Below are 22,983 nucleotides of genomic sequence, written 5' to 3' on the forward strand. Positions count from 1 at the left end.
GACTGAAGCTTCGACCAGTCACTCGACTGTGCGTTCAGTGGCGACGAATTATAGGGGGAGAGCCAGGAAGGCGGTACAGGTTTGAACAGATAGCTCTGATAAACTTGTCCGACTTTTTCCCGCCTCGAGTTTTTGACGTGTTGATTCCTGCCCTTTGCCGGTGTGGCCTGCGATGAGCCACGCGGTATCCCGCCTACGTGATTTGCGTATGGCTCGTGTGGTCAAACCCTTTTTCGCCCGGGGCTCGCGAGCCGAGCGTTGCCCGCGCTGCCGCGTGATTCCCAGTCATTGCCTGTGTGCCTGGCGGCCAAAGGTCAGCGCCGAATCGGCCATGTGCCTGGTGATGCACGATGTGGAGCCGCTCAAACCGAGCAATACCGGGTGGTTGATCGCCGATGTGATTGCCGACACCTGGGCGTTTCACTGGTCCCGCACCGAGGTCGATCCACAATTGCTGGCCTTGCTGGCGGATCCGCAGTGGCAGCCTTACATCGTGTTCCCCGGCGAGTTCGTGGCCCCCGAGCGGGTGGTCAGCGAGGTCCGGCGGCAAGAAGGCAAGCGCCCGTTGTTCATTCTGTTGGATGCCACCTGGAGCGAAGCCCGCAAAATGTTTCGCAAGAGCCCGTATCTTGAGCACTTGCCGGTCCTGAGCCTGTCGTCCGAGAAGCTGTCGCGCTACAAACTGCGCCGCTCCAAGCGCGACGACCATTTTTGTACCGCCGAGGTTGCCGCGTTATGCCTGGAGCTGGCGGGGGACGAGCAGGTCAGCCAGGTCCTGGATGCCTACCTTGATGTGTTCAGCACCCATTACCTGTCGGCGAAGTTCCAGAAAGCCATCGATCCCCAGGATGAAGTGCACTCCCGGCTCAAGCCCTTTGTGTAGTGGTGGCGTTTGCCTGTTTTTTTTGCGGCCATAGCTGGGCAACCAGCATGCCGCCGAGCATCAGGGCGCAGCCGAAATAGCCGCGCATCTGCAGCGACTCATCCAGTAGCCAGGCCCCGGCGACGGCGGCGAACACGGCTTCGAGGGAGAGGATGATCGCGGCGTGGGAGGCAATTGCGTTCTTTTGAGCGATCACCTGCAAGGTGTAACCGACGCCGACCGCTATCACGCCGCCATAAAGAATGGCTGGCCCGGCAGCGACGATCGCGCTCCAGCGAATCGGCTCCAGGCACAGCGCCAGGATCAGGCTCACCACCGAGCAGGTGGCAAATTGCAGGAAGGCCAGGCGAATCGGGTCATGGCGGCTGGCGAATACGCCCACCAGAATCACGTGCCCACCCCAGACAAAGGCGCCGATCAGTTGCAGCCAGTCGCCGGAGGCCACCTGAAAGCCGTCGCCGACGCTCAGCAGGAACATCCCCACCACGGCCAGCACCGCGCCGATCCAGGTGCCCAGGCCGGTCTTGTGGCCAATCAGCAATCCCAGCAGCGGCACTACAATGACGTAAAGCCCGGTGATGAACCCGGCATTGGTGACACTGGTAAACAACAGCCCGACCTGTTGCAGATTGATCCCCAGAGCAAGGGCCAGCCCCATCAGCACGCCGCCCAGCAACAGGCCGCGATTGAGCAGCGGTGCGGCAGGGCGATCGGCCGCCGCCCTGCGCAGGACCAGCGGTAGCAGGCAGAGTGAACCCAGAGCGAAGCGCAGTCCGGAATAAAGGAAGGGCCCGATATGATCCATGCCGGAGGTTTGGGCGACAAACGCCGATCCCCAGATCACGGCGGTGATCAACATCAGGACATCGGCACGCAAGGCTTGGCTTCGCATGATGGCACTCTTATTAGTTAGCCGGCTAAGATGCCGCAAAGCTTCACGCTTGACCACCCCGGCTGCGCTGGGCATGCTTGGCGCCGATTAGGGCGCCAGCGCTGTTTGAACCACCGTTTTGCTCAGGCTTTTCGCGGTGTTCGTGCTCTTTGGGTGTCGCACTCTGGCGAGCACTCGTGTTGCCTGGATGAGGGCTGAATGCATCAGTCCTGCCATGAAAAACAGGATCATTTGAAAAATGGCCACATACGAAATCCTGATTGCCGATGACCACCCGCTGTTTCGCAGTGCGCTGCATCAAGCCGTCACCCTGGGCCTGGGGCCTGATGTGCGTCTGGTGGAAGTGGCGAGCATCGCTGAACTGGAAACCCGCCTGACCGAAAAAGCCGACTGGGACCTGGTCCTGCTGGACCTGAACATGCCCGGCGCCTACGGCTTTTCCGGTCTGGTGCTGTTGCGCGGGCAATACCCGCAGATTCCAGTGGTGATGGTGTCGGCCCAGGAAGAAGCCTCCGTCATGGTCCGTTCCCGAGAGTTCGGGGCCAGCGGTTTCATTCCCAAGTCCAGCTCCCTGGAAGTCATTCAACAAGCGGTGCGCAGTGTGCTGGACGGTGATGTCTGGTGGCCGCCCCAGGCGTTTGAAGAAGTCAGTGTTTCGGCGGAAGCCAAGGCCGCCAGCGAAGGCCTGGCCAGCCTGACGCCCCAGCAGTTCCGGGTCTTGACCATGGTCTGTGAAGGTTTGCTGAACAAGCAGATCGCGTATGAACTGAGTGTGTCGGAAGCGACGATCAAGGCCCACGTGACGGCGATCTTCCGCAAGCTTGGGGTTCGCACACGCACCCAGGCGGCCTTGCTTCTGCAACAACTTGAGTCAATTTCCAGCCATTAACCGGCTGCTGGTTCACGCTTTTTTGACTTTGGTTGAACTAGCTTCCCCACTTCTTTTTCTTCAGTTGCCCTGCCTATGTCGCCTTTCAAAGGTCAAACCGGTCTTAAACGCATCCTTAACGCCGCCGGCTATTCGTTCGATGGCTTGCGCGCCGCCTTCACCGGCGAGGCAGCCTTTCGTCAACTGGTGCTGCTCAATGTGATCCTGATTCCCTTGAGCTTTTTGCTCCATGTCAGCCGGGTCGAGCGCGCGCTGCTGATTGCCGTGTGCCTGCTGGCGCTGATCGTCGAGCTGCTCAACTCGGCGGTGGAGGCGGCCATCGATCGCATTTCCCTGGATCGCCACCCGTTGTCGAAAAACGCCAAGGACATGGGCAGTGCCGCGCAGTTTGTTGCCCTGAGCATGATCACTATCGTCTGGGCGGTGATCCTGATCTAAGGAATGCTCGGCAGGACGATCTCGTCGCTGCGCTGCACCCCGGCGGTGAACGAACGGCACAGTTCGAGAAATTCGCGCATCGCCGAGGTCTGGTACTTCTGTTTGTGCCAGATGAAATAGAACTGCCGGGCCAAATCCAGCCCCGGCGTTTCCACCGGCACCAGGCTGCCCCGGCGAAAGGCGTCCCGCAGCGCCAGGCGGGAGATGCAGCCAATACCCAATCCCGACTCCACTGCGCGCTTGATGGCTTCGGTATGTTCCAGCTCCAGGCGAATGTTCAGTGCGCTGCGATGATGACGCATGGCCTGGTCGAAGGTCAGGCGCGTGCCGGAACCCTGTTCGCGAAGAATCCAGGCTTCGTGGGTCAACTCCTCCATGCTGGCGTGGCCGCGTTTGGCCAGCGGATGCTGGGGCGCGCAGAACACCACCAGCTCATCCTCGACCCAGGTCTGCACCTCGATATCCGGGTGGCTGCAGTCGCCTTCGATTAGACCCAGATCAATTTCGTAGTGAGCCACCTGTTGCACGATATGCGCAGTGTTCTGCACATGGAGCTTCACCTGGCTTTCCGGGTGTACCTGCATGAAGCTGCCGATCAGCAGGGTCGCCAGGTAGTTGCCGATGGTCAGGGTCGCACCCACCGACAGCGAGCCGAAGCCGGACTTGCCGTTGAGCAGGTCCTCGATTTCCTTGGCCTGATCGAGCAGGGCCACCGCCTGGGGCAACAACTGTTTGCCCAGGGCATTGAGACTCAAGCGCTTGCCGGCACGGTCGAACAGCTGGCAGCTGGATTGGCGCTCGAGTTCGGTGATCGAGGTGCTCGCCGCGGATTGCGACAGGGCCAGGAGCCCGGCAGCGCGAGAAACGCTCTCTTGCTGGGCGACGGCGACGAAGACTTGCAGTTGACGGAGAGTAAATCGCATATCGATATAACCGATAACCCTTATCTTAATAATCCAGTTAACAGATATTGTCGCCGCCATTAGAATGCTGTGCAATTGCGCTCATGGTCAGCGCAGGCAATTTCTAGGAGCCCCCGTACATGAGCAACATGAACCACGAGCGTGTCCTCAGTGTTCATCACTGGAATGACACTCTGTTCAGCTTCAAGTGCACCCGCGACCCGGGTCTGCGCTTCGAGAACGGTCAGTTCGTGATGATCGGCCTGCAACAGCCCAATGGCCGTCCGCTTATGCGTGCTTACTCCATTGCCAGCCCGAACTGGGAAGAGCATCTCGAATTCTTCAGCATCAAGGTTCCGGACGGTCCGCTGACTTCCCAGCTGCAGCATCTTAAGGAAGGCGACGAGATCATCATCAGCAAGAAGCCAACCGGTACCCTGGTACTGGATGACTTGAAGCCGGGCAAGCACCTGTACCTGCTCAGCACCGGCACCGGTCTGGCGCCGTTCATGAGCGTGATCCAGGATCCGGAAACCTATGAGCGTTTCGAAAAAGTGATCCTGTGCCACGGCGTACGCTACGTCAACGAAGTCGCCTACCGCGAGTTCATCACCGAGCACCTGCCGCAGAACGAGTTCTTCGGCGAAGCGCTGCGTGAAAAGTTGATCTACTACCCCACCGTGACCCGCGAGCCGTTCGAGAACGAAGGCCGTCTCACCGACCTGATGCGCAGCGGCAAGCTGTTCCGCGACATCGGTCTGCCACCGATCAACCCGCAGGACGACCGCGCCATGCTGTGCGGCAGCCCGAGCATGCTGGAAGAAACCAGCGAAGTGCTCAACAGCTTCGGCCTGACCGTTTCGCCGCGCATGCGCGAACCGGGTGACTACCTGATCGAACGCGCCTTCGTCGAAAAGTAGGAGCGAGCTTGCTCGCGAAGATCGCCCAAGCAGCGCATTCGTGCTGATTGGGCACGATCTCCCGAACGCAAAAAAGCCCGCGTTGCCTGTCAAGGCAACGCGGGCTTTTTCGTTTCCGGGGTTCAGCCCGCCGGGACCACTTCCAGCACCCGGATCAGCCCCGGCTCGGGGTAATGCCAGCGCACATCCAGGTCCCAGAACTGCGCGCCGTATTCCCGCTCGGCAGTGGGCACCTGATAGGCCGGGCGCGGATCCTGGGCCAGGCACTGCTCGATCAACTCCACCAGGGGCTCCTGAAGGCGCTGAGCGTGGATCTGAGCCTGTTGCAGGGCATTATCCTGCCACTGCACCGGAATAATCTGCGGCGCGGCGCTGGCGATGTCATTGCTCGCCGTGGAAATGATGTCGGCGTAAGGCACGTAGGGCTTGATATCGAGGATCGGCGTGCCGTCCAGCAGGTCGATGCCGGAGATCCACAGGCGGTTGGCCTCGACCTTGTCCAGCTTGACCACCGATTGGCCGATGCCGTTGGGTCTGTGGGTGGCGCGGGTAGCGAAGACCCCCATGGACTTGTTGCCCCCTAGGCGCGGCGGGCGGACCTTGAGCCGTGGCTTGTCCTCCAGGGCCTGGTGAAACAGGAACAGCAGCCAGACGTGGCTGACCTGCTCCAGCCCTTGCACCGCGTCGCCCTGATCGAAGGGCGCCACCAATTCCAGTACCCCACGGGCGGCGGGTGCCAGTTGCGGCTGGCGCGGGATGGCGAACTTCTCCTTGAAGCAGGAGCGCACGAAGCCGATGGGGGAAACGCTGTAGGTCATTTGGCAAGCCTCAAGCCTTGCGCTACAAGCCGCCAGCTACAAGCCTTGAACTTGCAGCTTGAAGCTTGCAGCTGTCTTACGCTCTAACACGCAGGGTCAGGCCCTTGAGGAAGTTGCGCAGCAGCTGGTCACCGCAGGGGCGGTAGTTGGTGTGGCCAAACTTGCGAAACAGCGCGCTCAGCTCCGGCTTGGACACCGGGAAGTCGGCGGCCTTGAGCACGGCGTGCATGTCTTCTTCCTTGAGCTCGAAGGCCACCCGCAGCTTCTTCAGGATGATGTTGTTGGTCACCGGCAGCTCGATCGGCAGCGGCGGACGGCTTTCGTCCTTGCCGCGCTTGAAGATCACCAGGCCGTCGAGGAAGTGCGCCATGACTTCGTCAGGGCAGTGCACGAAGCCTTCTTCCTCATCCTTCTTCAGGTAGCTGACGATGTCGTTGAGGCTGACCTTGAAGCCGGTCAGCTTGATGATGTCCACGACCTTCTTGTCGCTGATGTCGAGCATGTAGCGCACGCTGCGCAGTACATCGTTATGAATCATGGTTACAGTCCTGATCAATGCGCGTGGAGCGCCGCGCCAGGGCACGGCGTCTGAATGGGGGCGGCTTTAGAACTTCTCTTTGGCCGACAGGTAGCGCCACTGGCCCAGCGGCACCTTGCCGATGGACACGCCGCCGACACGGATGCGGCGAATGGCGACGACCTTGAGGCCGACGGCTTGGCAAAACTGCGCGATCACACCCGGCTGCGGATTCTTCATGGCGAAGCGCAGGCGGTTTTCGTTCTGCCAGCTGGCCTTGACCGGCGGCAGCTCGCGGCCCTTGTAGGTCAGGCCGTGGTTCAGGCGGTTGAGGCCGTGATCGATCATCTCGCCTTCGACCTCGACCACGTATTCCTGCTCGATCTTGGCCGCGTCCGCGGTCAGCTTGCGCAGCACCTTCCAGTCCTGGGTGAACACCAGCAGGCCGCTGGCATTGGGTTGCAGGTCGTCACTGGCGCTCAGGCGCAGGAAATGCCCACGCAGCGGACGTTTGCCGTAGCGGTGCTCCTGCGACAGGCTGTCGGCGCTGATGGACTGCATGGCGCTGTCCAGGCCCTGGCCGGCGGGCACGTTGAGCAGGATGGTCACCGGCTCCGGTGCGGTGGCCTTGGCTTCGGGGTCGAGCACGACGGTTTGCGCGCCGACCTTGAACTGCGGCTCGTCGATGACTTCGCCGTCTACGGTGACCCAGCCGCCCTCGATGAACAGCTCAGCCTCCCGGCGGGAGCAGCCGACCAGTTCGATGAGGCGTTTGGAGAGACGAATCGGGTCAGTCATGTCAGGGGCCGTAACAAAAGAGGGCAGCTATTGTACCTGCCTGGCGCTGGTTAATCGCGGGTCCATTTGCCGGCTGTGGCTTTTAGCCGCGCAGGGCTTGCAGCTGTGGCTGCTTCAGGCGCATGTGCAGCAGTGGGTAGGGCTGGCCCAGGCCGTCCTGTTCCGAGCGGCCGACCACTTCGAAACCCTGCTTGAAGTAGAAACCCAAGGCCTGGGGATTCTGCTCGTTGACGTCCAGCTGATAGGCGTTCAAGTGCTCCACCGCGTAGTGCAGCAGTTGCCGGCCTAGGCCCTGGCGGCGATGGGCCGGGTCGATGAACAGCATCTCGATCTTGCCCGCTGCCACGCCAGCGAAACCGGTGATGCGCTGGCGTGGGTCGCGGGTACAGATCAGCATCACCGCATCCAGGTAGCGGGTCAGCACCAGGTTGCGCAGCAGCGCTATGTAGCTGTCTGGGAGAAAGTCGTGGGTGGCGCGAACCGAGGCTTCCCAGACGCGGACCAGTTCCGGGTAGTCGCTGACTTTCGGTGTGTGGATGACCGAGTGGTGGCGCATGCCGCTTGTCCCTGAGGTGATTGGCAAGGGCTAACGATAGACCGAAAAAAGCCCCGCATCTCGTGGTGAGAGCGGGGCTTGGCAGTTTTTTTACGCCTTACAGGGTTTCGGCCCAGAGGTCGTATTCGTCGGCGTCGGTGACCCGGCACCAGACCTTGTCACCCGGCTTCAGATCGCCGGCGCCATCGATGAACACGTTGCCGTCGATCTCCGGTGCATCGAAGAAGCAGCGGCCCACCGCGCCATTCTCATCAACTTCGTCGATCAGCACTTCGATCTCCTTGCCGATGCGCTGTTGCAGGCGTGCCGAGCTGATTTCCTGCTGGTGCGCCATGAAGCGTTCCCAGCGGTCCTGCTTGACCTCGTCCGGGACCACTTCCAGGTCCAGGTCGTTGGCCGGAGCGCCTTCCACCGGCGAGTACTGGAAGCAGCCGACGCGGTCCAGCTGGGCTTCGGTCAGCCAGTTGAGCAGGTACTGGAAGTCTTCTTCGGTTTCGCCGGGGAAGCCGACGATGAAGGTCGAGCGGATGATCAGATCCGGGCAGATCTCGCGCCAGGCCTTGATCCGCGCCAGGGTCTTGTCTTCGAAGGCCGGACGCTTCATGGCCTTGAGCACTTTCGGGCTGGCGTGCTGGAACGGGATGTCCAGGTACGGCAGGATCTTGCCGGCGGCCATCAGCGGAATCAGCTCGTCAACGTGCGGGTACGGGTACACGTAGTGCAGGCGCACCCACACACCCAGGGTGCTCAGGGCCTCGCAGAGCTCGGTCATGCGGGTCTTCACCGGCGCGCCGTTCCAGAAGCCGGTGCGGTACTTGACGTCGACGCCGTAGGCGCTGGTGTCCTGGGAGATCACCAGCAGTTCCTTGACCCCGGACTTGACCAGGCGCTGAGCCTCGTCGAGCACATCGCCCACCGGGCGGCTGACCAGCTTGCCGCGCATCGACGGAATGATGCAGAAGCTGCAGCTGTGGTTGCAGCCTTCGGAAATCTTCAGGTAGGCGTAGTGCCGTGGCGTCAGCTTGATGCCTTGCGGCGGCACCAGGTCGATCAGCGGGTTGTGGTCCTGTTTCGGCGGCACCACTTCGTGCACGGCGTTGACCACCTGCTCGTACTGTTGCGGGCCGGTCACGGCCAGCACGCTTGGGTGCACGTCACGGATATTGCCTTCTTCGACGCCCATGCAGCCGGTGACGATGACCTTGCCGTTTTCCTTGATGGCTTCGCCGATCACTTCCAGGGATTCGGCCTTGGCCGAGTCGATGAAACCGCAGGTGTTGACCACCACGACATCGGCGTCCTGGTAGGTGGACACCACGTCATAGCCTTCCATGCGCAGTTGAGTGAGGATGCGCTCGGAGTCGACCAGAGCTTTTGGGCAACCCAGGGATACGAAGCCGACTTTCGGGTTGGCCGGCGCGGAGGGGGTGGACATGTCTAACCTCGGTATTGGGTGTCGAGCCACTTGGGGGGCAAGTGCGACAGTTGGGCGCTGGCTGCGCCTCTGATCAAAAAGTGCGCAATTCTAGCGATGGTCGAGGCGCTTGACCAGCTTTATGCAGGGGAAATACGACGAGCGCTGGACTATGCTTCTTCGCGTTATGCCCGGTGGTTTTCATGCGGCTTTAGTTAAGTACCCAGTGGTAATAAAAACCTGCAAGTTACATGGGAAACTGCACAAGTTTAGAGAATAGCCCTTGTATAACCTTGCGCTTTCTATATAAGAAGCCCCGGTCTTGGTAGTAGGAGTCATTGATGGGTCAGGCAAGTGGTCAGGCGGTGAGTGGCGAGCACTCCGGGGCTAAGCCTCTGGGGATGCTGGTGGCAGCGGTCGGGGTGGTGTATGGCGATATCGGCACCAGCCCGCTCTATACCCTCAAAGAGGTGTTTTCCGGCAGTTATGGCGTCCAGGTCAACCACGATGGGGTGTTTGGCATCCTGGCGCTGATTTTCTGGTCGTTGGTCTGGGTCGTTTCGATCAAATACGTGCTGTTCATCCTGCGGGCCGACAACCAGGGCGAGGGCGGCATCATGGCCCTGACGGCACTGGCCCGGCGGGCGGCCGGCTCCTACCCACGTCTGCGTTCGGTGCTGGTGATCCTCGGCTTGATCGGCGCTGCCTTGTTCTATGGCGACAGCATGATCACCCCGGCGATCTCGGTATTGTCGGCGGTGGAAGGGCTGGAGCTGGCGTTCAGCGGCCTGGAGCACTGGGTGGTGCCCATGGCCTTGGTGGTGCTGGTGGGGCTGTTTCTGATCCAGAAACACGGCACCGATCGCATCGGCAAGCTGTTCGGCCCGGTGATGGTGGCCTGGTTCCTGGTGCTGGGAGGTTTGGGGGTCAACGGCATTCTCCAGCACCCGGAAGTGCTGCAGGCGCTCAACCCGGTGTGGGGCGTGCGCTTCTTCATCGTCCATCCCGGCATGGGCGTGGCCATTCTTGGCGCCGTGGTGCTGGCGCTGACCGGCGCCGAGGCCCTGTACGCCGACATGGGCCACTTCGGCCGCAAGCCGATTGCCCGTGCCTGGTTCGCCCTGGTGCTGCCGGCCCTGGTGCTGAACTACTTCGGCCAGGGCGCGTTGCTGCTGGAAAACCCCGACGCCGCGCGCAACCCGTTCTACCTGCTGGCGCCGGGCTGGGCCCTGATCCCGCTGGTGGTGCTGGCGACCCTGGCCACGGTGATCGCCTCCCAGGCGGTGATTTCCGGCGCCTTCTCCCTGACCCGTCAGGCGATCCAACTGGGCTACATCCCGCGCATGTACATCCAGCACACCTCCAGTGCCGAGCAAGGGCAGATCTACATCGGCGCGGTGAACTGGTCGCTGATGGTGGGCGTGATCCTGCTGGTACTGGGCTTCGAGTCCTCCGGTGCCCTGGCCTCGGCCTACGGCGTGGCGGTGACCGGGACCATGCTGATCACCAGCATCCTGGTGTCCGCGGTGATGCTGCTGCTGTGGAAATGGCCACCGGTGCTGACCGTGCCGATCCTGGTGGGTTTCTTGCTGGTGGACGGGCTGTTCTTCGCCGCCAACGTACCGAAGATCGTCCAGGGCGGTGCCTTCCCGGTGCTGGCGGGGATCGTGCTGTTCGTCCTCATGACCACCTGGAAGCGCGGCAAGGAACTGCTGGTGGATCGCCTGGACGAAGGCGGCCTGCCGCTGCCGATCTTCATCGGCAGCATCCGCGTGCAGCCGCCGCATCGGGTCCAGGGCACCGCGGTGTTCCTCACTGCGCGGCCGGACGCCGTGCCCCACGCACTGTTGCACAACCTGCTGCACAACCAGGTGTTGCATGAGCAAGTGGTGCTGTTGACCGTGGTCTATGAGGACATTCCCCGGGTGCCCGCCCAGCGGCGTTTCGAGGTGGATGCCTACGGCGAAGGCTTCTTCCGGGTGATCCTGCATTTTGGGTTCACCGACGAGCCGGACGTGCCGGAAGCCCTGAAGCTGTGCCACCTGGATGAACTGGACTTCAGCCCGATGCGCACCACCTACTTCCTCAGCCGCGAGACGGTGATCGCCTCCAAGCTCGAAGGCATGGCCCGCTGGCGCGAAGCGCTGTTCGCCTTCATGTTGAAGAACGCCAACGGCAACCTGCGCTTCTTCAAGCTGCCGGTGAACCGGGTGATCGAACTGGGCACCCAGGTCGAGATATAAACCCGAGCCCATAAAAGCCCCCGTTGCCTTGCGGCAGCGGGGGCTTTTTCGTTTCCACGACCCTGTAGGAGCGAGCTTGCTCGCGATAACGGCCCGACAGCCAGCATCAATGCCGATAACAGAACGCGTTCGCGAGATCGCCCCTCGCGTGTTAAGCGGCGAGCGCCTGCACCACATCGTCCACCACCGCCTTGCCCATGGCGGTCAGGTAGTGCGCGGCCCAGGCGTGACGATCGCTGTCCTGGCTGTAGGCGGCGTCCTCGGCAAAGGCCTTGGCCAGGGACAGCAGGTCGGAGGCTTGGGCCAGGGCGTCGCCGATGGGGAGGCCGGGGCTGACCTGGAACAGCGGCAGGTCGGAACGGTAGATGAAAGGGGTGAGGCCGACTGTTTTCAGTTCACGGGGTGCAGGTGGACTTGTTTGGCTCATGGTCATACTCCTTAACTCAAAGAAGTTGCCACGTTCGTTTCCAAGCGAATGGGTGGCAGCTATGCGCGGGTTGGAAAACCGGGAGTTAAGAACCGGCACGCCCAAAGGCGTCCCACGCACAGCCGCCATAACACAAGACTGCAGCGGTAAGCCGCTGCAGTGGTGATGGGGTGCTGTTGCGCTTAACTCTTCGGGTTTCCAAGCCCGGCCGCCGAAGGATCAGCGACACCCGGAGCCTAGCCCGTCGAAGCGCAGGCCAACAAGGCGGCAAAGTGCGCAAAACACACCCCTTACACAACTATCGGAGTTTGCCTACAAGCTGCGCGGGAGTCATCCGCAATTAAGCAGTCTTCAGCGGGGTAGCTGAGGCCGCTGATGTAAAAAAGCCCCCGCAACCAGAAGCTGCGGGGGCTTTTATGGGGCGAGGCTCAGCTCACTCTTGAGCGGTGGCCTGATCCTTGACCTGGCGCTTCTCGATGGCATCCACCAGGCGCTTGGCCAGTGCCGGGTAGTTCTCATCGAAGTGATGGCCCCCTGGCAGCTTCATGGCTTCACCGACGGCAGTCTTGTCGGTGCAACCGCTTTCATCGACTTCTTCCACGCCATAGATGCACACCACCTTGGCCGCTGGCAGCTTGGCCATTTCCGGGCCGGTGGCGGCTTCCTTGCCGGCGTTGCCCAGCCAGCCTTCGACTTCGATCTCGAAGCTGCCGGTGCGGGCGAAGGCCAGCAGGATAATCGCGTCAATGCGCTGTTGCTCGGCTTCCGGCAGGCGGTTGTAGATCGCCGGCAGCACGTCGGCGCCGAAGGAGTAGCCGGTCAGCACGAAACGCTTGGTGCCCCACTTCTGCCGGTAGTGCTGCATCAGCTCGGTGAGGTCGATGGCGCTCTGTTCCGGGGTCTTGTGCTGCCAGTAGTAGCGCAGGGTGTCGATGCCCACCACCGGGTAGCCGATCTTGGCCATCTCGCCGGCCACGTCGCGGTCCAGGTCGCGCCAGCCGCCGTCGCCGGAGAGAAACAGGGTCACGGTGTCCTTGGCCTGGCCGGCCGGGACTTCCACCACGGGGATGCTCAGGCCGCCGTTCTCCGAACCCACCAGCAGCTTGCGCAGCTCGTTGTTCAGCACCTGGGGCAGGTGGATGTCGTAGTCGCTGATGCTGGTGGTGGCGTTGGGGGTGTCACGCACGAACCCGGCACTTTCGTCGTCCGGATTGTCGTTCCAGGCCACCAGCCAGTGGCCGTGGGCCAGGGTCTTGGGCAGTGGATCGGTGCAGCCGGGCGCCGGGTTGATGGTGAAGCCTACCGACACGGCCTGGGCCTTGTCGTCGTTCTGGGAGGCGATCCAGCGCCAGGCCAGGGCGGCGCCCGGGCCGATGCCGCTGACCAGGGTGGCCGGGCCGTTGAGCTGGGGCAGGGCGTCTTGCAGGGCTTGTTCCTGCAGCTTGCAGTCGTCCTTGGGCAGGATCACCTGGACGATCTGCGCCGCACCGCTGCGGCTCAGGGCCAGCAGTTGCTTGTCGGCCAGGGTGGCGTCAGGCAGCACCGCCACCACCACCCGGGCCTTGGCCTTGGTGCCTGGGGTCACTCGGGTCAGGGTCGAACCGTCGGCCTGGGTCAGTTGTTCCAGGGTGGGTTCGGGAGCTGGGCGGTTCCACCACCAGTAGCCGCCACCTGCAATCAGAGCCAGCACCACCAGGGTTGCCAGCAGGTACCGCCAAGAGCGTCGAATCATTAGCGTTTCACCAATCCAGTCAAGCCGCCTGCAATCAGGGCGGCAGTGTCGGCCAATGCGACCAGCGGGTCCAGACCTGCCGGCACGGCCATGTAACGAGGTTCCCAGTCAGGCTGGAATTTGTCTTTGAAGCGGCGCAGGCCCTGGAAGTTGTACAGCTGCTCGCCACGGCGGAACACCATCGAGCCCAGGCGTTGGGTCAGCGGCGCGCCACGCCGGGGTTGCAGGCCGGACAGCGGCACCATGCCCAGGCTGAAGCGGGCGTATCCATGATTTTTATAGTGCTGGATCAGGCCGACCATCATGAACTCCATGGTCAGCTTCGGCGCGTCCGGGTGCGCCCGCATCAGGTCGAGGCTGGCCAGGTCGTGGCTGTAGGTCTCGAGCAGGTTGGCGAAGGCCACCGGGCGCCCTTCAAAACGGATGATCGCGATACGGAAGTGCTTGAGGTAGTCGTCGCTGAAGCGGCCCAGGGAGAAGCCTTTCTCGCGGACGTTCTTGCCGGTCAGCCAGGCATCGGAGATGACCTTCAGCTCATCCATTGGCGCTTGCCCGGGTTCGTGGATCTCCAGCGACAGGCCGTCGCGGGTGCCGCGGTTCCAGGTGTAGCGCAGGTCCTTCATCTCCTTGCCCTTGGCTTCGAGATCAAAGCGCTTGAGATCGACCCGGGCTTCTTCGCCGAGCTTGATCGCGGTCAGGCCGATGTCCATGTAGTAGGGCAGGTTTTCCGCCCGTACTTGGTAGAACACCGGGCGTGCATGGTGCACGTCGCACAGGTCGCGGAACTGCCAGATCATTTCCGCGCGTTGCTGGGTCGGGCCGACGGGGTCGTACAGCGCCACCAGGCTGCGGCCACGGCGGGCGTACATGAGGAAGGCGTCGTCGTTGGGGTGGAACAGCAGCGCCTTGTCACCGGTCAGGGCCAGGCCGCCATCGGGTTGGGAGGAGGCCATGAGGATCTGCGCCGCCTTGTCCAGCTCTTCGCTGGTGGGCAGGTGGATCACCGGACGCGCGGTGCGCAGCAGCCAGGTCAGGGACACCACCAGCAACAGCACCGCGGCGCCCAGCAGCGAGCGCAGGCCCCGGGGAGCATCGGCGTCGAGGGTGAACTGCCACCACAGCTGATGGCTGTAGGGCACGTCCTGATAGGCGAACAGCAGCAGCCAGATGGAGGCACCGAGCACACAGACGCTGGCCACCAGGTACAGCGGCGAGAAGGGCAGTTCGGTCAGGCGGCTGGGGCGGTAGAACGAGCGCCGGAACACCGCCAGCAGGCTGGCCGTGAGGGTCATCAGGCAGGCTTCTTCCCAGTCGAAGCCTTTGAGCAGCGAGAGCAGGGCGCCCACCAGCAGCAGAATGGTGGTGAGCATCCAGGCCGCCGACAGGCGCCGGCGCAGGCCCTGGGCCAGTAGCAGGCAGAGCACGCCGATCAGGCTGGCGCCGAAGTGCGAGGCGTCCACCAGGCGATGGGGAATGAGAAAACCGATGTGTTGCAGGCGGGTGTCGATTTCCGGGGTGGCGCCGGAGAACAGCAGCACCACGCCGGAGAGAAACACCAGCACCGCCAGGATCGGTGCCGCCAGGCCGGAAGCCACCCGCAGCGATTGCCGGGTCTGGAACAGGCGCTGGGCTTCGTTGATCAGCAGCAGGACACAGGCCGCCAGCATCGGCAGCACCACGTAGATCAGGCGGTACAGCAGCAGTGCGGCGGCCAGGGGCGCGGCGCCGAGCTTGTCGGCGAAGGCTGCCAGCAGGATGGCTTCGAACACCCCGACGCCGCCGGGCACATGGCTCAGTACGCCGGCTGCCAGGGCCAGCAGGTAGACCAGCAGGAAGGCGCCGAAGGGCGGTGCTTCGGGCAGCAGCAGGTAGAGCACGGTGGCGGCTGCGGCGACGTCCAGGGCGGTGATGATCAGTTGCAGGAAGGTCAGGCGGCGACCTGGCAGGCGCAGGGTGCGGCGTCCGACCCGGACCAGCAGGTTGTCGCGCAGGGGTTGCTCCGGCAGGCGCCGGCGATAGATGCCGACGGCCAGTACTGCGCCCAGCAGCAGGATGGCCAGGGCGATGCCGGCCAACAGGCTCTCTGGCAGGCGCAGGGCCGCCGAAGCGGCCGGCAGGTTGCTCAGGGTGGCCAGGGCCGCCAGCGGTGGCAAGGCGCAGCCCAGGGAGAGGCTGGCGAACAGGGTCATGTGGGCGACGTCTGAGGCCCCCAGCCCGTGGCGTGCATACAGGCGATAACGCACCGAGCCGCCGGACAGCAGCGACAGGCCGATGGCGTTGCCGATGGCGAAGGCGGTGAAGCCGCCCAGGGCCAGGGTGCGACCGGGCAGGTTGACTCCGGCATAGCGACTGGCGGACCACTCGTAGCCCAGCAGAATGATAAAGCCGACGATGGTCGCGCCCAGGGCGCCGAGCAGGGCCGGCTTGGGCACTTCAAGGATCGAGTCGTGCAGCGCGTAGAAGTCCAGCTCGCTGAGCAAATGCCGGCAAGCGACCAGGGCAATGGCGAACAGCAACAGGGTTACGGCCAAGCCCAGGGGCTGGCGGTATTTGCTCAACAGGTCCAGCCAGCGCAAGCGAGTGGCTGTCACAGGTTGAGTGGCGGTAGCGGTGGTATCGCTGTCTTGTGAGTCAGACGTGTTGGCGCGCATCAATCACCTCTTGGATTGTGCGCGACAGGATGGGGGTATCCAGCCAAGTTACCAATCCCTGTAGAAAAAATAGTTTCAGATATTAACGCGTCTCACCGTGGCCCGGCGACCCTGGGCGCTTGCCGCCGGGTGGTTGCTCGAGACAGAGCATAGCTCGCGTCTTGAAGGGTCGAAGCACCGCTAACGGTTCGCAATACTTTCTCAGGTCATTGTTGCGAAAGAACTTTTTCAACAGATACAAAAAAGGCCACTCTTTCGAGTAGCCTTTTTTGATGTTTGGTTGCGGGAGCCGGATTTGAACCGACGACCTTCGGGTTATGAGCCCGACGAGCTACCAGACTGCTCCATCCCGCGTCTGTGTGGCGGCATTCTACAGGCGAACGACAGAGTGTCAACCATTAATGGTCCGACAGGTCAAATAAACGTCGAATGGCCGACTCTGCCGCTTAAGTCAGCGGCAGCTAAAGAGTTTTGCCGCGCTGCTGGTGAGTACGGGCAGGGAAAAACAGACGCGCACAAAAAAGGCCACTCTTTCGAGTAGCCTTTTTTGATGTTTGGTTGCGGGAGCCGGATTTGAACCGACGACCTTCGGGTTATGAGCCCGACGAGCTACCAGACTGCTCCATCCCGCGTCTGTGTGGGCGGATTCTACAGCGTCGCGGGCGCCTGTCAATCATTAATTTTTAAAAAAGGCTTCCTGTTCAATCGCTTAGCGTGCTCGCAGGAGCGTTTGGCGAGGCTTGGGCCCAGGTAGAACGTGGCTTGCAGCTCTATGGAAGGCTTGGCGCTCATTGAGAGAATAAATGTCTCATGGCGCTTTGCCGATTGATCCGAGATGCAAGGTACTGGTGCTATATACAGGGGCCGGTAGATACTGATCGCCCGCTTTGATTCCGACTTCAGCTTTCAATGATCCCTGCCTTTATATGATGCAGCGCAAAATCATCCACATTGACTGTGATTGCTTCTATGCCGCCATCGAAATGCGCGATGACCCGCAGCTGGCCAGCAAGCCGCTGGCAGTGGGCGGCTCCGCGGATCGGCGGGGGGTGATTGCGACCTGCAACTATGAGGCGCGGGCCTATGGTGTGCGTTCGGCCATGTCGTCGCGGCACGCGTTGACCCTGTGTCCGGACCTGGTGATCGTCCGACCGCGCATGGATGCCTACCGCGAGGCGTCGAAAGAGATTCATGCGATCTTTCGGGATTACACCGATCTGATCGAACCCTTGTCCCTGGACGAGGCCTACCTGGATGTTTCCGACAGCCCGAACTTCGCCGGCAGCGCAACGCGCATCGCCCAGGACATTCGGCGGCGGGTGTCCAATCAGTTGCATATCACCGTCTCGGCCGGGGTCGCGCCCAACAAGTTTCTGGCCAAGATCTCCAGCGACTGGAAAAAGCCCAACGGCCTGTTCGTCATCACTCCGGATCAGGTGGAGGATTTTGTCTCCGAATTGCCAGTGAGCAAGTTGCATGGGGTGGGCAAGGTCACGGCGGACAAACTGGGTCGCCTGGGGATTGTCGACTGCCTGCAGTTGCGCGACTGGAGCAAGCTGGCGCTGGTGCGCGAGTTCGGCAGTTTCGGTGAGCGCCTGTGGAGCCTGGCCAGGGGGATCGACGAGCGGCCGGTGCAGAATGACAGTCGGCGCCAGTCCATCAGCGTGGAAAACACCTATGACGTGGATCTGCCGGATCTGGACAGTTGCTTGCAGAAGTTGCCGGAGCTGATGGAGACGCTGGCCGGGCGCATGACCCGTATCGACGCCAGCTACCGACCGGGCAAGCCGTTCGTCAAAGTGAAGTTCCATGACTTTACCCAGACCACCCTGGAACAGGCGGGGGCGGGGCGGGACCTGGAGAGTTATCGGCAACTGCTGACCCAGGCCTTCAAGCGGGGCGGCAAGCCGGTGCGCCTGTTGGGCATTGGTGTGCGTTTGCAGGATCTGCGCGGCGCTCATGAACAGCTGGAGCTGTTCCAGGGCGGAGTGTAGGCGCTGGCTTGCCAGCGAACCGGGCTGTTATTCAGCCGCGGTAGCGCTTTTCGCCGGTAAGCCGGCTCCTACAGGGGATGTCAGTTGCTGCCGGGGTCGGCGACCAGGCGGCCGGCGTTCTTGGTCAGGGACTTGAGAAACTCGCTCTGCAGTTCCGGATCGTTGCGGGTCAGCTCGATCAGGCTCTGCTCCAGTTCGCTGGCTTCTTCTTCCAGGCCCAGTTCCGACAGGCGCTTGACTCGGTGCACCCATTGGCTCACTTCGTCATCTTCCAGGTCGTCGTAGATCAGGGCGTGAGCTTCCACCAGCTTGCCGCGCAGGCTGCTGCTCAGGCTCAGGGACGAGTCGGAATGCACTTCGTCCTGGGCGTCTTCGACACTGATCTGCAACTTGCCGATGTGGTTCAGGTCCTGTTCGGAGAACGGCGCGTCCAGCAGGTTCAAGCGCAGCACGCCATTGCGATCGGTGCTCATGTCGTAGGTCTGCTTGCCGGCCTTGACCTGCACCGGGCGCTCGCTCCAGGGCAGGCTCGAATACTCCAGGCGCTTGTCACGCTGGACTTCATCGATGGCTGCCAGGTTCTGCTGGGCCCGACCGTGGGACGGCATGTTCATGAACGGGTTGAGCCCCGACACGCCATAGCTGACCCAGTCCTTGGTGACGCTGTCCGGCAGGTTGCCCAGGGCGAACACATTGACCACGTTGGCACCGACGCCGGCCACCAGCGCTACCGCACCCAGTGGGATCTCGTAGATCTCCCGCCAGGGTTGGTAGGGCGTATAGCGATCGTAGCGGCGGGTGACCTCGAACTCGGTGACTTCGAAGGTCTTTTGCTCGTGGATACGTACCCGGCGTTGCGGCAGCTCAAGCACCTTAGGCTCACCGACATCGATCTGCAGGCTGTGATCGAGCAATTTGCGCTCGATCCGTTCCTCGTGTTCGCTGCGTTGCGACATCTGATTGGCGCAGCCGCTGACCAGCAGGGCGCCGCACAAGGCGGCGCCCCCGAGGCTTAAGGTGTTTCGCTTGAACATGACTTCTCTATCTGGTTTCAGCGACGGATACGGGCTTGGAGGAAGGACAGAACGTCGGCCACGGGCAGCGCTTGCGCCTCGGCTTCGGTACGGCTCTTGTATTCCAGGTTGCCTTCGGCGAGGCCGCGATCGCTGACCACGATGCGGTGAGGAATGCCGATCAGCTCCATGTCCGCGAACTTGATGCCCGGGCTGGTTTTCTTGTCGCGATCGTCCAGCAGCACTTCGAAACCGGCGGCAGTCAGTTCTGCGTAGAGTTTGTCGGTGGCTTCGCGAACTTGCTCGGTTTCGTAGCGCAGCGGTACCAGGGCGATCTGGAACGGCGCCAGGGTGTCGCTCCAGATGATGCCGTTTTCGTCGTTGTTCTGTTCGATGGCGGCGGCCACCACGCGGGACACGCCAATGCCGTAGCAGCCCATTTCCAGGGTCACCGGCTTGCCGTTCTCGCCCAGCACTTCGCACTTCATCGCCTTGCTGTACTTGTTGCCCAGCTGGAAGATGTGCCCGACTTCGATGCCGCGCTTGATTTCCAGGGTGCCCTTGCCGTCCGGGCTCGGGTCGCCAGCGACCACGTTACGCAGGTCGGCCACGGTCGGAACGGGCAGGTCACGCTCCCAGTTGACGCCGAAGTAGTGCTTGTCGTCGATGTTGGCGCCGACGCCGAAGTCGCTCATCAGCTCCACCGAACGGTCGATGATGATGGGCAGTGGCAGGTTCACCGGGCCCAGGGAGCCGGCGCCGGCACCGATGGCGGCACGCAGTTCGGCTTCGGAAGCCATGACCAGCGGGCTGGCAACGCCAGGCTGGTTGGCGGCCTTGATTTCGTTCAGTTCGTGGTCGCCACGGATGATCAGGGCGATCAGCTTGCCGGCTTCTTCGGCATGCACCACCAGGGTCTTGACGGTCTTCTCGATCGGCAGGTTGTAGCCTTCCACCAGCTGGGCGATGGTTTTCGCGTCAGGGGTGTCCACCAGGCGCATCTCTTCGGTCGGCGCCGGGCGCGAGGTTTCGCGCGGCACGGCTTCGGCCTTCTCGATGTTCGCGGCGTAGTCGGAACCGTTGCTGAAGACGATATCGTCTTCGCCGGACTCGGCCAGTACGTGGAATTCGTGGGAGCCGGCGCCGCCGATGGAGCCGTTGTCCGCTTCAACCGGACGGAACTTCAGGCCCAGGCGGGTGAAGACGTTGCAATAAGCCTGGTGCATGCGGTCGTAGGTGACCTGCAAGGACGCCTGGTCGGCGTGGAAGGAGTAGGCGTCCTTCATGATGAACTCGCGACCGCGCATCAGGCCGAAGCGCGGGCGGATCTCATCGCGGAATTTGGTCTGGATCTGGTACAGGTTCAGCGGCAGCTGCTTGTAGCTGCTCAGCTCGTTGCGCGCCAGATCGGTGATCACTTCTTCGTGGGTCGGACCGGCGCAGAAATCGCGACCGTGCCGGTCTTTGAAGCGCAGCAGCTCAGGGCCGTATTCTTCCCAGCGACCGGATTCCTGCCACAGCTCAGCCGGCTGAGTGCTCGGCATCAACACTTCAAGCGCGCCCGCGGCGTTCATTTCTTCGCGAACGATGGCTTCAACCTTGCGCATCACCCGCAAGCCCATCGGCAGCCAGGTGTACAGGCCGGAAGCCAGTTTACGGATCATGCCGGCGCGCAGCATCAGCTGATGGCTGATCACGACCGCGTCGGAAGGCGTTTCTTTCTGTGTGGCGAGCAAATATTGACTGGTACGCATGGTAGGCCGTTGTCGGTTGCTGAAGACTGGAAGTGACGGAGCATTGTACGGGCGAGTTCCGCTGGCGTACAGGATTGCGCTTGGAAGGGCGGGGAGCGACGGGGAACGGCCCGTAACTCCCGGGATTTTCTAGGATTCTTCGCTCACGGCGGTGCCATTGGCGGGGTGCTCCGGCTCGGGTTTGGGCCCGGCGCGGCGGCTCTCCTGGAACCAGTGCAGGGCGATCAGGATCAGCGTCGGGACCCCGAGTATCGCGGTGATGAGGAAGAAGTCGTGGTAGCCGAACTTCTCCACCATGACCCCGGAATAGCCGCCGATCAGGCGCGGCAGCAACAGCATGATCGAGCTGAGCAGGGCGTACTGGGTGGCGGAGAACTTGAGGTTGGTCAGGCTCGACAGGTAGGCGACGAAGGCCGAAGTGGCCATGCCCGAACTGAAGTTGTCCAGGGAAATGGTGACAACCAGCATTTCCAGGTTCGGGCCCATGTCGGCGAGCATGAGGAACAGCAGGTTGGTCGCGGCGGACGCGGCGCCACCGATGAACAGGATCGGCAGGATGCCGAAGCGCACGATCAGCAGGCCGCCCATGCCGGCCCCGAGCAGGGTCATGATCAGGCCGAAGATCTTGCTGACCCCGGCGATCTGGTCCTTGGTGAAGCCCTGGTCGATATAGAACACGTTGGCCATGACGCCCATGACCGTGTCCGACATGCGATAGGTGGCGATGAGCCCCAGCAGCAGGAAGGCTTGCCAGCGATAGCGCAGGATGAAGTCGTTGACCGGCGTCAGCACCGGCGCCAGGCCCCGGCGGCCCATGGCCGACAGGCACAGGGCGGTGAGGGTGACATAGAGGATGGCCCGCAGGAACGCCCGGTCTTCCAGCAGCAGGTCCAAAAGGCTCATGCCATCGAAGATCACGCTGGCGAAGTCGGTGTTGTAGAGCTGGGTGAAGGTGGCGGGCACCGAAACCAGCAGCACGATCAGGACGAATACCGAGATCAGCTGGTGAGCGAAGCTGTAGCGTCCCGCGGAGAGTTGGGTGCGCAGTGGCACGGCGGGCTCACGCATCAGCAGGGTGGTGATCAGCGCGGGAATCATCAGCACGCCGAACAGCACGTAGGTGCCGGTCCAGGCTGAATGCTTGTAGCTGAAGCCGGTGGAGCCGAAGCCTTCGGCAAAGAACAGGGCGCCGGCGGTCGCCAGCAGCACCGCTACCCGATAGCCGGACATGTAGCTGGCGGCCAGGGCGGCCTGGCGGCTGTCGTCGGCGATTTCCAGGCGGTAGGCGTCGATGGCGATGTCCTGGGTCGCCGAGGCAAAGGCCACGATCACGGCAATGGCGATCAGCCAGGACAGATGTTTTTGCGGGTCACAGAAGCCCATGCCGATCAGGCCGAGAATCACCAGGGTCTGGGCCAGTACCAGCCAGGAGCGGCGTCGGCCTAGCTTGCCCAGTATTGGCAGGCGCCATTGGTCAAGCAGCGGGGACCATACCCATTTAAAGGCATAGGCCAAACCGATCAGGCTGGCGTAACCGATGGTTTCGCGGGCCACACCGGCCTCGCGCAACCACACCGAGAGAGTCGAGAACACCAGCATGTAAGGCATGCCGGCAGCGAAACCAAGCAGCAACAGCACGAGCGTCGAGGGGCTGGCATAGGCGGCAAGTGCGGCGCGCCAGGTTTTACGGGGCATGGGCTGAAGTCTGCCTCAGATTGCGGAAACAAAGCGCGCACTCTAACCGCTGTGCTCTACCGGGCGCCAGCCATGGCGCTGAATATCCACGCGATTATTCCGGATAGTGATGCCTTCGCCGCGCAGTCTGGCGCGCTGCTCATCACCTGACGGGCTGCCGGCCGGCAGGCTGATGCGGCCGCCGGCGGCCAGTACCCGGTGCCACGGCAGGCGGGTGTCGGCCGGCAACTGGCTGAGGGTGCGGCCAACCCAGCGCGCGGCGCGGCCCAGGCCGGCCATTTCTGCCAGTTGGCCGTAGCTCACCACCTTGCCTGCGGGAACCTGGGCCAGGGTCAGGTACAGCGCCGTGCGTCGGATTTGCGCCGGGTCCTGTGGGGCGTCGCCGTGTTCGGTCACATTCGCGGTTCCAGATCAATGAAGAGGCGTTGGTCGGTTCAGGGGATGAGG

At 62.5% G+C, this 22,983-nt stretch carries 20 protein-coding genes and 2 tRNA genes; 6 read left to right on the forward strand and 16 right to left on the reverse strand.

Going from position 1 to position 22,983, the window contains the following annotated elements; genetic code table 11:
* The first annotated feature begins 172 nt into the window (after positions 1–172).
* Positions 173–883, forward strand: coding sequence for a tRNA-uridine aminocarboxypropyltransferase (locus PST29_RS06420; protein WP_060837815.1), 711 nt, complete (start codon positions 173–175; stop codon positions 881–883).
* Here PST29_RS06420 and PST29_RS06425 read toward each other — a convergent pair.
* Complete coding sequence (locus tag PST29_RS06425) at positions 867–1,775, reverse strand: DMT family transporter (protein WP_060842640.1); 909 nt, start codon at positions 1,773–1,775, stop codon at positions 867–869. The two genes, PST29_RS06420 and PST29_RS06425, sit on opposite strands and share 17 nt — an antisense overlap.
* A 238-nt stretch (positions 1,776–2,013) precedes the next feature.
* Between PST29_RS06425 and erdR the strand changes: the two genes are divergently transcribed.
* On the forward strand, positions 2,014–2,664 hold the full coding sequence (gene erdR / locus PST29_RS06430) for a response regulator transcription factor ErdR (protein WP_060837817.1): 651 nt from the start codon (positions 2,014–2,016) through the stop codon (positions 2,662–2,664).
* Positions 2,665–2,733: 69 nt separating this feature from the next.
* Entirely contained in the window at positions 2,734–3,102 is a 369-nt protein-coding gene (locus PST29_RS06435) for a diacylglycerol kinase (protein ID WP_173655929.1), read from the forward strand.
* On the opposite strand, the gene PST29_RS06440 is transcribed toward PST29_RS06435, so the two are convergent.
* On the reverse strand, positions 3,099–4,025 hold the full coding sequence (locus PST29_RS06440; protein ID WP_060842641.1) for a LysR family transcriptional regulator: 927 nt from the start codon (positions 4,023–4,025) through the stop codon (positions 3,099–3,101). The genes PST29_RS06435 and PST29_RS06440 overlap by 4 nt on opposite strands.
* Positions 4,026–4,144: 119 nt before the next feature.
* On the opposite strand from PST29_RS06440, the gene fpr reads away from it, so the two are divergent.
* Positions 4,145–4,924, forward strand: a complete 780-nt coding sequence (gene fpr / locus PST29_RS06445) for a ferredoxin-NADP reductase (protein ID WP_016966062.1) — start codon at positions 4,145–4,147, stop codon at positions 4,922–4,924.
* Positions 4,925–5,046: 122 nt separating this feature from the next.
* Here the strand turns inward: fpr and tsaA are convergent, their stop codons facing one another.
* From tsaA to rimO, 5 genes are all read right to left on the reverse strand, one after another.
* Entirely contained in the window at positions 5,047–5,742 is a 696-nt protein-coding gene (gene tsaA / locus PST29_RS06450) for a tRNA (N6-threonylcarbamoyladenosine(37)-N6)-methyltransferase TrmO (RefSeq protein ID WP_060842642.1), read from the reverse strand.
* A 76-nt stretch (positions 5,743–5,818) separates the two neighbouring features.
* Positions 5,819–6,280: a DUF1456 family protein gene (locus PST29_RS06455; protein WP_016966060.1), complete on the reverse strand. Its 462-nt coding sequence runs from the start codon at positions 6,278–6,280 to the stop codon at positions 5,819–5,821.
* 66 nt (positions 6,281–6,346) lie between these two features.
* Positions 6,347–7,057 carry an rRNA pseudouridine synthase gene (locus PST29_RS06460; protein ID WP_060842643.1) on the reverse strand — a complete coding sequence of 237 codons (711 nt, stop codon included), beginning with the start codon at positions 7,055–7,057 and terminating at the stop codon, positions 6,347–6,349.
* Positions 7,058–7,139: 82 nt separating this feature from the next.
* Entirely contained in the window at positions 7,140–7,613 is a 474-nt protein-coding gene (locus tag PST29_RS06465; protein ID WP_060842644.1) for a GNAT family N-acetyltransferase, read from the reverse strand.
* Between the two features lie 97 nt (positions 7,614–7,710).
* Positions 7,711–9,048 carry a 30S ribosomal protein S12 methylthiotransferase RimO gene (gene rimO, locus PST29_RS06470; RefSeq protein ID WP_060842645.1) on the reverse strand — a complete coding sequence of 446 codons (1,338 nt, stop codon included), beginning with the start codon at positions 9,046–9,048 and terminating at the stop codon, positions 7,711–7,713.
* 380 nt (positions 9,049–9,428) lie between these two features.
* On the opposite strand from rimO, the gene PST29_RS06475 reads away from it, so the two are divergent.
* Entirely contained in the window at positions 9,429–11,270 is a 1,842-nt protein-coding gene (locus PST29_RS06475; RefSeq protein WP_375136254.1) for a potassium transporter Kup, read from the forward strand.
* Between the two features lie 151 nt (positions 11,271–11,421).
* Here the strand turns inward: PST29_RS06475 and PST29_RS06480 are convergent, their stop codons facing one another.
* From PST29_RS06480 to PST29_RS06500, 5 genes are all read right to left on the reverse strand, one after another.
* Positions 11,422–11,697 carry a DUF3077 domain-containing protein gene (locus tag PST29_RS06480; protein WP_060842646.1) on the reverse strand — a complete coding sequence of 92 codons (276 nt, stop codon included), beginning with the start codon at positions 11,695–11,697 and terminating at the stop codon, positions 11,422–11,424.
* A gap of 433 nt (positions 11,698–12,130) precedes the next feature.
* Positions 12,131–13,429, reverse strand: a complete 1,299-nt coding sequence (locus PST29_RS06485) for a virulence factor family protein (RefSeq protein WP_060842647.1) — start codon at positions 13,427–13,429, stop codon at positions 12,131–12,133.
* Positions 13,429–16,080, reverse strand: a complete 2,652-nt coding sequence (gene mprF, locus PST29_RS06490; protein WP_060842648.1) for a bifunctional lysylphosphatidylglycerol flippase/synthetase MprF — start codon at positions 16,078–16,080, stop codon at positions 13,429–13,431. Before mprF ends, PST29_RS06485 begins: the two co-directional genes overlap by 1 nt.
* A 277-nt stretch (positions 16,081–16,357) precedes the next feature.
* Positions 16,358–16,434, reverse strand: a tRNA-Met gene (locus PST29_RS06495).
* 201 nt (positions 16,435–16,635) lie between these two features.
* Positions 16,636–16,712 (reverse strand) — tRNA-Met (locus tag PST29_RS06500).
* A 294-nt stretch (positions 16,713–17,006) separates the two neighbouring features.
* On the opposite strand from PST29_RS06500, the gene dinB reads away from it, so the two are divergent.
* Positions 17,007–18,074: a DNA polymerase IV gene (dinB, locus tag PST29_RS06505; protein ID WP_060842649.1), complete on the forward strand. Its 1,068-nt coding sequence runs from the start codon at positions 17,007–17,009 to the stop codon at positions 18,072–18,074.
* An 80-nt stretch (positions 18,075–18,154) separates the two neighbouring features.
* Here the strand turns inward: dinB and PST29_RS06510 are convergent, their stop codons facing one another.
* The 4 genes from PST29_RS06510 to PST29_RS06525 form a co-directional block, all read right to left on the reverse strand.
* Positions 18,155–19,108 (reverse strand): hypothetical protein, encoded by a 954-nt coding sequence (locus PST29_RS06510; RefSeq protein WP_060837826.1) that lies wholly within the window; start codon positions 19,106–19,108, stop codon positions 18,155–18,157.
* A 17-nt stretch (positions 19,109–19,125) separates the two neighbouring features.
* A complete protein-coding gene (locus PST29_RS06515; protein ID WP_060837827.1) occupies positions 19,126–20,841 on the reverse strand; it encodes a proline--tRNA ligase in 1,716 nt (571 codons plus the stop codon).
* A gap of 129 nt (positions 20,842–20,970) precedes the next feature.
* On the reverse strand, positions 20,971–22,536 hold the full coding sequence (locus PST29_RS06520; protein WP_060842650.1) for an AmpG family muropeptide MFS transporter: 1,566 nt from the start codon (positions 22,534–22,536) through the stop codon (positions 20,971–20,973).
* A gap of 42 nt (positions 22,537–22,578) precedes the next feature.
* Positions 22,579–22,932 carry an MGMT family protein gene (locus PST29_RS06525; RefSeq protein ID WP_060837829.1) on the reverse strand — a complete coding sequence of 118 codons (354 nt, stop codon included), beginning with the start codon at positions 22,930–22,932 and terminating at the stop codon, positions 22,579–22,581.
* Positions 22,933–22,983 lie beyond the last annotated feature (51 nt).

The organism is Pseudomonas sp. St29 (assembly GCF_001547915.1).
Classification (GTDB): domain Bacteria; phylum Pseudomonadota; class Gammaproteobacteria; order Pseudomonadales; family Pseudomonadaceae; genus Aquipseudomonas.